The sequence below is a fragment of the Cellvibrio sp. UBA7671 genome, assembly GCA_002483145.1.
In the GTDB taxonomy this organism is placed as follows: Bacteria; Pseudomonadota; Gammaproteobacteria; order Pseudomonadales; family Cellvibrionaceae; genus Cellvibrio; species Cellvibrio fibrivorans.
The window spans coordinates 297,012-310,780 of sequence record DLHJ01000002.1; the positions used below are offsets into that span (position 1 = coordinate 297,012).

The 13,769-nt window shown below is 47.5% G+C and carries 8 protein-coding genes; all 8 read right to left on the reverse strand.

Going from position 1 to position 13,769, the window contains the following annotated elements; genetic code table 11:
* Positions 1-17: 17 nt before the first annotated feature.
* Entirely contained in the window at positions 18-812 is a 795-nt protein-coding gene (locus tag B4E62_RS01715; RefSeq protein WP_331350808.1) for a hypothetical protein, read from the reverse strand.
* Between the two features lie 253 nt (positions 813-1,065).
* Positions 1,066-2,796 (reverse strand): hypothetical protein, encoded by a 1,731-nt coding sequence (locus tag B4E62_RS01720; RefSeq protein WP_331350809.1) that lies wholly within the window; start codon positions 2,794-2,796, stop codon positions 1,066-1,068.
* A gap of 351 nt (positions 2,797-3,147) precedes the next feature.
* Positions 3,148-5,490: a glycoside hydrolase family 2 protein gene (locus B4E62_RS01725; protein WP_331350810.1), complete on the reverse strand. Its 2,343-nt coding sequence runs from the start codon at positions 5,488-5,490 to the stop codon at positions 3,148-3,150.
* Between the two features lie 45 nt (positions 5,491-5,535).
* Entirely contained in the window at positions 5,536-6,663 is a 1,128-nt protein-coding gene (locus tag B4E62_RS01730; protein WP_331350811.1) for an arabinogalactan endo-1,4-beta-galactosidase, read from the reverse strand.
* Positions 6,664-6,780: 117 nt separating this feature from the next.
* Complete coding sequence (locus B4E62_RS01735) at positions 6,781-9,495, reverse strand: TonB-dependent receptor (RefSeq protein ID WP_331350812.1); 2,715 nt, start codon at positions 9,493-9,495, stop codon at positions 6,781-6,783.
* 219 nt (positions 9,496-9,714) lie between these two features.
* Positions 9,715-10,614 carry an ethanolamine ammonia-lyase subunit EutC gene (gene eutC, locus B4E62_RS01740; protein WP_331350813.1) on the reverse strand — a complete coding sequence of 300 codons (900 nt, stop codon included), beginning with the start codon at positions 10,612-10,614 and terminating at the stop codon, positions 9,715-9,717.
* On the reverse strand, positions 10,515-11,903 hold the full coding sequence (locus B4E62_RS01745) for an ethanolamine ammonia-lyase subunit EutB (RefSeq protein WP_331350814.1): 1,389 nt from the start codon (positions 11,901-11,903) through the stop codon (positions 10,515-10,517). Before B4E62_RS01745 ends, eutC begins: the two co-directional genes overlap by 100 nt.
* Before the next feature lie 83 nt (positions 11,904-11,986).
* Positions 11,987-13,351, reverse strand: a complete 1,365-nt coding sequence (eat, locus tag B4E62_RS01750) for an ethanolamine permease (protein WP_310072127.1) — start codon at positions 13,349-13,351, stop codon at positions 11,987-11,989.
* Positions 13,352-13,769: the final 418 nt, after the last annotated feature.

Genomic DNA, 13,769 nt, shown 5'->3' on the forward strand with positions numbered 1-13,769 from the left:
TAATCACTCATTCATCGTTAGGAAATTGCCGATTGCGGCAACACAAGCGTGTCTTCAGTATTAAACAAATAACCATCCAATGCACTGCTGGTCTTTGCATCTATCCCAGGCTTTTTTGCTACCAGAACGCGTAGGCTTGGATCAAATTCCGAAGGTAATGGTGCATCGATCAGCAGTGTGGTTAACGCTGGGTGATCAGCAAAAATAATATCCGGTGTTAAGCCAAGTTTTAATAATAGATCCAAATCGCCTGCCTCACTCAAATGAAGTCCAATTTTGTAACCGCGTTGGCGATAACTCGCCAGCGCCTGTTGAAAATGGGGCAGGGTGGCGTTATCCAGCAAGCGGGTATGCAATAACACTCGCTCGGGGCCGAGGCCGCAATCGCTGAGTATTTTTTCAAAGGTTTTACCGTGGTCGCTCACCACACTGATGATGTGGCGCGGTTGCACTTGCAGCGATAACAAATCTTTGCGTCCGTCAAATTGCTGCAAATAATTTAATGAGTGCAGGGTGCGCACCAGCCGATCCAGGTGAATGATTTGGTCTGTGCTATCCAGCGAATTAAAAATGCTATCAATATTGAGCGAATTGCCTGTCGCTGAGCGCACTAGCAAGTCGCTGTTGTAGCCAATCAGTGCATCGTCTGCAAAGGTGTGGATGGCCTGGAAGCGGCTACCTAAAATCAAATTACCGAAGCGCCCCCAATAACTATTGTCGGCTTTAAAAAATCCGGTTTTGGGTAATGACTTGGTGCGCGCCTGGGTTTGCAGCTGGTCATTAAAATAATTCATCAATTCTGTGAGTGGCATGGTGCGGCCTTGCATAGGATAAAAGTAAACGGTTAATGCAGCGCATCATAGAGAGAAGAAATTTTTTTATAAAAGAATTAAATATTCTCAGCTTATAACATCAGCCAAATGAGCGGGAGAGTTACTGATCGATTATAAGGATATAGGGATATATTCTTTCCAATTGCCTATAGCCATCTTTTTAAAGGAATTACTTCAATATCCAATCTGGTAGCAACTCAAAAAAACCGGTTGCTACCAGGTTGAAGAAGTGCTAGTTAAAGTTGTCTATCTTAAATCGTTTCACAATCAACTCTGCGTAACCATCGTTGGCGTTATTGCTCAACAATGCGAAGTTAAATTTGGCAACTTTGGTTAAATCCAGGGGTGTTAAACCGCCGACAAAATTGCTCAGTGGAATGCGAACGCTGGTGAACTCGGTTGCGGCGGGCAGTGTTATTTGATTGTGTGTTCCACCGTGCACAGCATATTGGCGCAACTGCAAGTTAACACTTTGGTTGGATTGGTAGGTGATATCGATAAAGCTTGAATTGCTCAGGTCAACCGATTCGGCCTCGCCGGCTTTGTCAAAACCGGTTATCGGAAATGACATTTCACCCCAGGGTGCTACGGTCATGCGCACCATGGCTACTGGTGTGCTATCCAGCAATACCAATGGATCTGTCCCCGTGGCCGGGATCAACTGTTTGGAGCCGGTGTTGCTGCCCAGTTTCCAGTTGCGGAAACCATTAATAGACAGCGACACCGGATTTAGTTGGCAGCCGCTGCCAGAAAAATTTCCTGATGTGCCCTTGGTAGTATTTACCCAGGTGCCAACCAAAAGGCCGGACTCAATACCCAACAACCCTTGCAGCTGTGTTTTGTCGGCAGTGGCGATGGTTAACCAGGGGCCGGTTAATTGGCCGCCGAGCGTTTGGGTTTCATGGGTTTTAAGATTGTAAGCTGAGCCGGTGACTTTATTGGCTGCATCAATATCAATACTCAGCAGGCCGGTATTATTGCCGTTAAAACTCGCGCTAAAACGATAAACGGCATTACTCGCACCGCCCACGCGCGTTGCGCTGACAGATCCGCTGCGCGTTTCTTTTTTCCATGTGCCGGTGATGTCATTGGCTGAAATAAATTGGGCGTTATAGCTGCTCTTGTCGCTGCTATTGCCTGTTTCAAACGCTGCTGTTTGATTGTATTGCAGCGGTGTTATCGCGCTCAATTCGGTAGGTTCAAGGGTGTTTTCCGGCAGCGCAAATCCATTCACTTCGCCATTTAATGCATTGACGAAAAACGCGAGCTTGCCGTTGCTGTTGTCTGTTGTGAAGGTGCCCTGATAAATGCCCGAATAATTGCACAGGTGAGTGGCTTCCAGATGTTCTTTTGCATCGGTAGTGTCGGGTAGTTGATGTGTGCCTCCATCGGCGGCCGAGGCTGCCGTCATTATGGTAGTCATGTTTTGTTCAAACATGGGGGCACTAAAATCAATTTGCGTCCAGTTGTTTGCTGCCGTTTGTAGTGCGGTTGAAAGTTGAATGCCATTTTCGCTGTAGGTATCGGCATCGAGCATCAACAAAAAGCGCACCATATTTTGTACGGTTTGATGAGTGGAGCTACCGTTCTCAACCAAATCGATGGGCGTAATCAATGGTTTCCCCAGGGTGCTGCCGAGTGTTATGCCGCCGATTGAAAAACTGATGGATTTTCCCTGCTCGTAGGTAAATGTTCCCGTGCTATTGGTCATGCCTGTCTGCGCGCCTGAAACAAAGCGCACGCCGGAAATACTCGTGTCCTTAAATTGTCCCTGCAGAACAGTCGCTGCTGCAGTTGAACTCGCAGCGGGTGCAGAACTGGACGTTGGTGTAGAGCTTGGCGCGGGTATGGAACTGACGTTGGCTATGGAGCTGGGTTTTGGTGTGCTATTTGTGTTTCCGCCACCGCCACATGCAGCGAGCATGGAAGATGAAATCAAAATGAATGCAATTTTGTTGTACATATGTCCCTCATAGATAGGATAAAAATTAAAATAAGTCTGTGCGCCGCAGAAAAAGCGGAGCAAAGCAAATTCAGCGCAAATCAGCGCAAGGTGAAGTTAGCTAGAGGAATTACTGCGTAGGGGGAGTGGGTGTAAACATCGCATCAGCCCACTGTGGGAGGGCTTTATAATTTTTACGCGGATCTTGCGCGATAAATATCCGCTAGTCAACTAAAAGCTGTTGGTGTAATTCACACTGAAGTATTTTTATATTTGTGATATGCCCGCTGTTATGAACATAACTGCCCATAAAAAATGGCGTCATCCTTTCTGGGATAACGCCATTTAGACATCAATAATTTCAACAGGCTGTTAGAGTTTTAAATTGGTGCCGGCTAAATTATCACTGGTAGCACTAATATTGATGTTATCCAGTGAATCACCAAGTTCAACTAATGCGCTTGCGATACCGCTGCTGGTGCTGACTTCTACCGGACTGATCAGTTTTGCATTGCCGCTAATTCCAAAGGAAACCGGGATATTATTTGTGCGTACCAGATTGCCTTTGCTATCAACTAATTGCGCATATACAAACACAATGTCTTTAACGCCAGCTTGGGGTGCTTTTCCGCTGGTATCTACCGTTAAGCGAATATTTGTTGCAGTGCCTGCGGTTACCACTTTATGTTCCGCAACGGCTTTGCCACCAATGTAACCAATGGCTTTTAATTCGCCTGCTTCGTATTTTTCCAGCGCAAAATTAAAGGGTGGGTTTTTCAGATTTTTGCTGTTATCATTTTTGTCCGGCGTTTGTTTGGCGATAATTTTTCCGTTAAGTAGCAGTTCCACTTCATCCGCATTACTAAATACACGCACATTAGCATCAGATTTTTCATTCCATTCGCTGGCGATGAATACCATGGGGCCTGAAGTAAATTTGTCAGATACTTCACTGGCATCGCGCTGGCTTTGGTAGAAGTAGTAACTGTATTTTGGTAGGCGATCAATACTCATAATGCCCGAGCTTTCCAAATCCGGCGCGTAACCACGGTTGTAATCAAACATCACCCAGTAGCCGTCAGCAAATGCCGGTGTATTGAAGTTATCGTTGTGAGCTTCTTGAATGTTGGATGCCTGCTGCAACAAACGTGTTTCGCCATCGCTTAATAATTGGCGGCTGGAGCGATCTGCCTGCAGCAAATTTGCCCATTCGGTTTGGTTTAAACCGGCATTCATGGCGTAGTATTCCCAATCACCGTATTCGCTTACGATGTAGGGCTTGCTCGGTTCTTTGTAGTGTTCCAAGCGATGTTGGCGCGCTTGCAAATAAATATCGTAACCGTATTCCTGCCAGCCAGCAGACATAGCGCCTGGATATTCTTCATCAATAATTTTGGTTAATGAATCGATAAAAGGCTCAGTCATCCAGGATTCATTTAGCGAGCACTCCCAAGCCATTACCGACGGGTGATTGCGGTCACGGCGAATTAAATCCCGGCAGGTTTGTTGAATTTGCGCCTGAAATGCCGGGTCTTCAGAAAAATATTGCCAACCTAAAATTGAATCCAGGAGAACTAAACCTAACTCGTCAGCCGCTGCCATAAACGCAGGTGAGTGCGGGTAATGTGAGAGGCGTACGTAATCAAATCCGGCGGATTTTATTTTGACAGCATCGCGATAATCTGCTGCATCAGACGTTGCGTAACCAACGTAAGGATATTCTTGATGGCGATTTACCCCGCGCAGGAATGTTGCCTCGCCATTGATCAATAATTGATTTTTTACCCACTTGAATTCGCGTATACCTATGCGTGTGGTCTGTTCGTCTACCAACGAATCGCCTTCATAAACACGGGTAACCAGATGGTAGAGATTAGGTGTTTTGGGTGACCAAAGTTGCGGATTGGCAAGCATTAAATCAATGGTGTTTTCGGCATCTGTTTTTCCGTTCACCGTTTGCAGTTCGCCAGTTTGGTCAACGACCACTTTATCGCCAGCCAATAATTTTTGCACAACACGGAATTTTTTCGGATCAATATGCGCGTTGGCGAGATGGGTTTTGATTCTGATAGTGGCTTGTTCGGCCGTAACTTGTGGATAGCTTACAAAAATTCCACCACTGGCGGTTTTTTCGGCAGCAACCGCGTCGGTAATGTGCAGATCATTATTAACCTGCAAATACACGTGGCGATAAATACCTCCGTAGGTATTAAAATCCAAATCCTTTAATGGTTTTGGGCCGGTAATGGGATTGTCGCGATTATCCAGCCGCACCATCAATTCATTGGGTGTATCCCACTTTAGTTTTTCGGTGAGATTAACCGTGAAGGGCAAATATCCACCGACATGGGTAATGAGTTTTTCGCCGTTTAACCAAACTTCAGCAACATTCTTTGCTGCTTCGAATTTTAATGAGATTTGTTTGCCTTTCCAGCTCTCTTCTGTTGCGATGGTTTTTTTATACCAGGCATCCCCCTGGAATTGTTCGTTTACCACTAGTGGCTCGATTTTGGGTGTGTGCGGGATTTGCACAGGTTCCCATTCTTTTTGCTGTTGCGCTGTTGCCAGATCGAGTGCGTTGTTGCTGCGGAAAAATTGCCAGTCTTTATCGTAGAGCGTATCACCAACAGGCGATTTATGTTGCGGCGCTGGCGAACAGGCAGCGATAAAACTACACAGTGCCAAGGTGAAGACGTGAATTTTTTTGTTAATCATATTCTCTCTCACTCGTATTTTTTTTGAATTATGTGGGTAATTACATTATTCGGTATAGTCTGCCGAAAAAAATAAAAACGCGGGTAGGGCATTGTTGTGGCGTGTTGCATCAAAAAAGCTGGCGTTTTCCCAATGCGAACCTTTGCCCCACAGGGTTTTGCAGCGAGTGCTGACCCAAGCCGGTTCCCAGTAGATAACACCCAATCCACCTGAAGCTTTTACCAATTGGGTTAATGTTAGCAGATAAAGCAGCTGGCCTTTAGCGCTGGCAGGATATTCGGGCTGCACCGCTTTTTCACCCAATACATTGCCAGCCTTGTCAAAATTATGCAGCGTCCAGGGGTAAGCGGTTTCTACAATCATCACCTCTTTGTGATAGGTGTTTTTTAATTCTTTAATGGCATCCGGCAAGTCCGGCAGTTTATAAGTGGACCACTGCGGATAATAGGAGAGGCCAATAATATCGAAATCGGTCACACCATTTTCGCTTGCCTGTTTAAACCACCAGAGCGCGTTTTCCGGTTGGGCGATATGCAATACAATCTGGATAGGTTTTTGGGATTGTTTGCTGTAATCGCGCACGGCTTTAATGCCGCTATTTAATAATTGTGCATTGCGTTGCCAATTGGGAATGCCGTGTACTATGGAGTTCTCTTGTTGCAGTATTTCGATATTGGTTTCGTTACCAACTTGCACCATGTCGGGTAACAGATTTTCTTTATCGAGAGCGGAGAGTGTCTCCGTCGTGTAGTCGTATAGCGCTTTAGCGAGTTGATTGGTATCGGTGATATGTGCCCAGGCTTTGGGAATAAATTGCTTTTCGGGGTCAGTCCAAGTATCGGAATAATGAAAATCCAGCAGGGTTTTCATTTTATTATCTTTCGCGCGTTGTAGCGTTTTACTCACATCGGCGAGGTCAGAGTATTTCGTCCAGTCGGCGTCATGCCATAGGCGCACACGCACAAGGTCAGCGCTTTTTTTGGCAAAGAGTGCAAAGGGATCCTGTTTTTTACCTTTGTCGTAGTAGGTTGCTCCGCAATCCTCCATTTCATTGACATAAGATAGATCAGCACCGACGTAAAAGGGCTTTGCATTAATTGGTACAGGTGTGTTTGCCAAAGTGCCTGCGGCGATAAAACCTATGGCAAGAAGCAGTAATTTTTTAATCATCATCTAGCTCATCTATGTGTTGTGGAATTGTGGTTCCCAAAAAAACACGGCTGCCGAAGCAGCCGCACAATAAGGGAGAGTTCCATTAACAAGTTAAAGCAGGTTTACCAACAAAACGCGCTAGAGTTTCCAGTTCAAACCAACAGAATAGCGAGAGCCAAACTCTTCATACTTGTTGATGTGGTTTGGATTGTTGGATTCCAAACCATAGGTCTTGTACGGTTCGTCGGTGAGGTTTTGTACCTGGAAGTAGACTTTGTAATGGTCGTTGAATTCGTACGACAAACTCAAATCCCAATAGCCTTCCGCATCGTTCATGCCTTCTTCGCCCATCACCAGATTGATATCGCGTTGGAATTCGCTGCGATAGCTGTAAGACGTGCGCGCTTCAAAACCGTTCAGGTAATACCAGAGCGTAAAGTTAGCGACATCTTCCGACAAGCCCGTCAAACCGGCTTTGTAATCGCTGTTCAGCGGTACAAACTGTTCAACGTTGGATTCGTTGTGCGAGTAGTTGGTGTAAATCCCCAAACCATTAAAAGGCGCCGGTAAGAAATCAAATGATTGTTGCCACAGTAATTCGTAGCCGCGAATGTAACCGCCGCTGCCGTTAATGGGGCGCGATACTTTGTATTCTTTACCATTGCTCACCACAGTTTCTGCATCGGCAGCGCGAGCGATAAAACTTTCCAAATCTTTATAGAAAAGCGTTGCAGCAAATTGTGAACCTTCGGCGTAGTACCATTCGTAAGAAAGGTCCGCTTGATCAGCGCGGAATGGATCGAGTTTTGGATTACCGGAAGTGGATTCACCCGGGTTTGAACCCCACAAATCTTCATTCAAATTGACACTCGGGCTCATCATGTTAACCGGTGCGCGTGCCATGGTTTTGGCGGCAGCGAAACGAATTAATTGTTCATCGTTCAGGTTCAATGTCCAGTTGGTACTCGGCAATACATCGCTGTAGTCGTGGTCGACTGACACTGCGTTGACGACGGGTTGCGGCTGCCAATTACCGGGAGTGACTTCTACCCAAACATCTTCTCCTTGCTGATAACCGCTGGAAGTGGTTTCAGTTTCTACATTGCGCACGCCGAGATTACCGGTAAGTGCCAATCCGAATACTTCAGTGCCCATATCCAATTGCACGTATTGCGCGCTGATATCTTCACTGACATCCCAGCTGGAAATTAAATCATCCGCATCCCCCGGTGTCGGATTTTTCAGGCCGCCGAAATAATTGTTGATGACTGCATTGCGATCAACACTCAGATAGTCGGGAAGGTCGCTCCAGTAGCTTGCACTTTTTGCATCGATAATCGCGCTGGCCGGAATGGCAGCACCAGCGTTTTGTGTAACGCTCTGTGACCAAATTTGGCCATGCTCAAATTTATCGCGGCTGGAAATAGCAGCACCAAATTTAACGGCTTGCACAAAGCCATTATCAAAGTCGCGGGTGAAATCCAATTTGAATGAACTGAGTTCATCGCCGCCTTCAGCTTGGGGTTGTACTTGAATATTGGCGACATTATTGGTGCTGGTATCAGTTAATGACGCGTCCAACAATTTGAATGTCATACGGCCGTCGTTAGTCGCACCAAAGGTTGCGCGGCCGGGAGCGCTGTTTTCAGTGCGCACTGTGGCCCAACGTTTGTCGCGGCTGGTTTCAGAAATGCCAGCGTCGGCAGCGACTGTCCACAAATCTTGCGACCACTTCACGTTTACACCGTGGCTCGTGAGTTCATCGTCTTGCACGTATTCTTCGTTCAGATTGCGCAGGGAGCTGAGGTTAACAGTGCCGGAAATTAAATCTACAGCCCCAGCGCCCAGGTTGCTGTTGGTGTAGGCCGTTGGGACTGTGCTGATCAGGTCCCACTGGTTGTCGAAATTATTGCTAATTTGGAAATCAAAACCGCGTTGGTTTTCGCTGATATCAAATGAAGACCAGAAGCCGTCATAGGCGATTTCCAGATTCTCGTTAGGTTGCCATTGGACAGCGCCCATCACACCTTGGCGTTCGTCTTCACCGCCACGCACCAGCGCAGAACCACCCCAAGGCGCGATCACGTTTGCGCCCAACTCGCTGTTCCATTGGGTGTTGTGCCAGGTATCACCGTAGTTCCACAGCTCGGCGCGTTGGGTGGCGATGGATTCAGAACGGCCTGAATAGCCAATGGCCACACCAAGGGTGTCATCGAGGAATTGGTCGATATAGGAAATGCTGACGCGTTGGCCGATGCCATTATTCGCAGCATCATCAACATCTTTGCCCAGTTCGGAAGAGGTTGCACGCAGATCGACTACCACTTTGGTGGAGTCGTAATCCAGCGGCTTGATCGTGTCCAGATTTACGGTACCCGATACGCCGCCTTCAGCAATCCAGGCTTGCGGGGTTTTGTAGACTTGGGCCGCATTGATCAATTCGGAGGGGAATTGGTCGTAGCGGATGTTGCGTGTCTCTTCCAGAATCGCAACCTCGCGGCCATTCAGGGTGGTAAAGCCGAGCATGCCGCCCATACCGCGGATAGAAATCTGGCTGCCATTACCGCGGTCGCGGTCTTGCGCCAGGCCGGGCAGGCGTTTTAATGAGTCGCTGATCGACACATCGGGCAGTTGACCGATATCTTCCGCGGAAATCGCCTCTACCACACTCGCCGAGTTGCGTTTGATTTCGGCGGCAGTTTGCAAGCTTTTAAGGAATTTGCCGGTAACGACAACTTCTTCTACCAAGTCTTCCTGACTAGCGGTGCTCTGCGCCGCGGCAATGGGGGCTAACAGGCTTACGGCAACAAACAGACTGGTGCGTACGAACGTATTCGATGGGGTGTGTTTCATGGTTTCTCTCTCGTTTGTTATATATATCATATTTATAGGCTTAATTTTTACTGATCAGTTAAAAGCTGTCAAGAGGAAACTGCATTCATCTAATTATATGACTAGTTCTAAGCAAGATTTTATGCCCCTTGGGGGGCTATGTGGGGGTAAATACGGCGGAAGGGTTTTGTCGAGAATACTGGAGTTGATACTTATGAGAAGCGAGTGACGGGCTAACGTTTATTCTTTTTCTACCAGTAATCCTGGTGCAGCCGCAATAAATCCGCCGGTATCACTTTCATCTTTTAACGCAACGCCAGAGCATTGCATGCGTATTGCCGCTTCGCATAACCACAATAATTTTTTCGCAGCAGCAGCGTGAACCAAGCCTTCGGAGCGCACATTGGAAATGCAATTTCGATCGGCATCCGTGCAGCCGACTTTGGCGTTATGGGTGAGGTAAACCCCGAGGCTATCGGGCGAACTTAATCCTGGGCGCTCCCCAATCAGCATGGCCACCATGCGCGCATTTAACAATTCGCTGACCTCATCCGCCAGTGCAACCCGCGCCTGTTGGGCGATGACGATTGGGCCTAAAGTCCAATGTGGTGGAATCCGTGATTGAATTTCGGCGATAAGTTTTGCTGCCTGTTGGGTAACTGCCATAGAGGAAAGGCCATCGCCAACAACCAATAATAAATCGATTGGTTTTTCAGCATAGTGTTGCCGTGAATAATCTTTCAAAAACGAAACGCTCGTTTCATCCAGGCGCCGTCCAAAATCCGGACGTAATAAATAGCTATGCCGATCAGTTGCGCGGCTGTGAACCTGCAGTGTTTTTAAACCTTGAGCGTGCAATTGATCAGCAAGCGAATTCACATCCAATGCAAGATGCACCGCATCGCGCGCCATGGCATGGGCGCAACTAAAATCCAACACGGCTTTAGTGGTTAAGCTGCTACCGGTGCGCCCGAGAGCGATGCGCGCTTGGGTGAATTGTTTTAAATCCTGCCAGGGGTCATCAACACTAATTGGTGCTGCTACGCCAACTTGCTGGGGAATTGTTGCAAGAGTGGATGCTGTTGACTGATGGGACGCACTTGTCCCGCTGAATCCATGATGTTCATTTTCTTGAGCCATTGTTCAAACTCCGGCGCGGCTTTTAAGCCGAGAATTTTGCGCAAATAGAGCGTGTCGTGAAACGAAGTGGTTTGGTAATTCAGCATGATGTCATCGGCGCCGGGGATGCCCATTAAAAAAGTCAGCCCCGCGTTGGCGAGCAATGTCATCAGTGTATCCATATCATCCTGATCGGCTTCGGCGTGATTGGTGTAACACACGTCGCAACCGAGCGGTACGCCCAATAATTTTCCGCAGAAATGATCTTCTAATCCCGCGCGAATAATTTGTTTGCCATCGTATAAATATTCCGGGCCGATAAAACCCACAACCGTGTTAGTAAGCAGCGGTGATAAATGCCGTGCAATCGCATAGGCGCGCGCTTCGCAGGTTTGCTGGTCAACGCCGTGATTTGCATTGGCCGACAATGCCGAGCCTTGGCCAGTTTCAAAATACATCACGTTGTCGCCAATGGTGCCGCGCTTGAGTGAGCGTGCCGCGTCGCGCGCTTCTGCTAATAGCGCGATATCAATACCAAAACTTTTATTCGCCAATTCAGTGCCCGCGATAGATTGAAAAACCAAATCTACCGGTGCGCCTTTTTCAATCAACTGGATCTGGTTGGTCACATGGGTGAGGATGCAGGACTGCGTAGGGATTTCAAATTGTTGGATCACGCCATCAACTAAATGATACAGCTCCATCAGCGCTGATAAATTATCAGTCGCGGGATTAATCCCAATCACTGCATCGCCTGATCCGTACAGCAAACCATCAATTAATGACGCCGCAATGCCGCGTGGATCATCGGTCGGGTGATTAGGTTGCAAGCGCGCAGAAATATGGCCTGGCAGGCCAATAGTATTGCGAAAGCGGGTGATGACTGAACATTTTTTGGCGACCAGAATTAAATCCTGGTTGCGCATCAATTTACTCACAGCAGCGGCCATCTCCGGGGTAATGCCGGGTGCAACGCGCGCGAGTGTTTCGGTGGTTGCGATATCGGACAGCAGCCAATTGCGAAAATCTGCAACAGTCAGGTGACTGATTTCGGCAAAGGCTTTTTTATCGTGTGTATCGATAATCAAGCGCGTGACTTCATCGCTCTCATAGGGAATTAATAATTCTTGCAGGAACTGTGCGAGCGGTACTTCAGCTAAACACATGCGCGCGGCCATGCGTTCCACATAAGTCGCTGCTGCAACGCCGGCGAGATAATCGCCGGAGCGGGCTGGTGAGGCTTTCGCCATCACCTCTTTTAAATCGCGAAACTCATAGGTCTGTAAACCCAGAGTGTGTTTGTATTGCATACTGCGACCCGTATTTATAGATGCATGTGCTTGAGCCAGATGGCTCAAGCTTAGCAGATCTTTTTTTTGCGAGCTTCAGGCTATTACACCGATGTTGCAATTGCATTATCAGAAGATGCATCGCGCTTCGCTTGGGTCATGCTGAAATACGCGAACGCCAGTGCCATCAACACCACAAAAAGTAAAGCCAGTTGTGGATTAAAATAAATCATGGTGACTAAACAAATAATCGCCAAGCCGAGCGCAATGGCAGGGAAGGCTGGGTATGCAATGGCGATAAACGGGCGATCCAGATTCGGTTCTTTTTTACGCAGTGCAAATAAGCTCATCATGGATACTATGTACATCACAATCGCACCAAACACCGCCATGGTGATCAGGTTGGCGGTGAGCGTCATACCATTAAATTGCAAGTCGTCGCTCATAATGGCGATGATACCCACCACAGCTCCAGCGATAATCGCCCTGTGCGGTGTGTTGAATTTTTCGTTCACAACTGAAAAATAGGTGGGCATATAGCCAGCGCGCGCCAGCGCAAAAATTTGGCGTGAATAACCGAGAATAATACCGTGAAAGGAAGCGACCAAACCGAATAAACCAATCCACACTAACATGTGCAACCAGTTACTGTTTTCGCCGACAATCACTTTCATTGCTTGCGGTAGAGGATCATTGATATTGGAGAGAGTACGCCAATCGCCTACGCCGCCTGCAAATACCATCACGCCCATTGCCAGCACAACCAGCGTTAAAATGCCTGCGATATAGGCGCGGGGAATAGTGCGGCGCGGATCTTTTGCTTCTTCTGCGGCCATAGCCACACCTTCAATCGCAAGGAAAAACCAGATCGCAAATGGAATCGCGGCGACTATGCCGGTGATGGCACCAGCACTGAATTCTGTTTCACCTGCCCAACCGTTGGCGACAAAATTAGAGATGGAGAATCCGGGTGCTACTACGCCCATAAATACCAGCAATTCAAAAATCGCCAGAACGACAACAAATAATTCAAAGGTTGCAGCGATGCGCACACCGACAATATTTAAACCCACAAAAATAGCGTAAGCACAGATCGCAAAGGTTTTTGGATTCACCTCGGGAAATTGCACATTTAAATAAGCCCCAATCGCCATTGCAATCGCGGGTGGCGCAAAGACAAATTCAATCAGCGTTGCAAAACCGGCGACAAACGCCATCTTGGGGCCAAAGGCGCGGCGTGCGTAAGCGAAAGGCCCACCAGCGTGGGGAATTGCGGTCGATAATTCGGTGAAGCTAAAAATAAATGTGGTGTACATAATCGCGATCATCACGGTAGTCACTAAAAAGCCGAGCGTGCCCGCCTTATCCCACCCGTAACTCCAGCCAAAATATTCACCGGAAATTACCAACCCTACTGCCAGCCCCCAGAGGTGCCACGCATTTAAAGAACTCTTCAGACTTGTACTCATCGCTACGCCCTCTGCATCTGTTTATGGATTACTTTGTGGATTGTACGATCACGGATATGTCCCTGTTACGGGAACCATAGAAGGGCATTCAGCAGGATTCGTACCAGCGACATAAAAGATGAAAAAACTGCTGGGGTAAGTGTGTGGGGTTTAATTGTTGACTAGCTGCTAAGTATTTGAATAACCATTAATTAGTACAGTTTTAATACCTGCACTTTTTTGCCATCATAAATTCTTCACAAAAAAGCTGGCCAATTGCGACAACTTTTTATGCTGCACAAGTGGTCAGGTATTTGATTGGTGAATTGATAAGTGGCACCAAAATAGCGCTTTATAGTTTGTTCGTCATACCTGCGAACGCACGTATCCAGCTTCTAATTTTATTGATGCCTCTGGATACCCGCGTTCGCGGGTATGA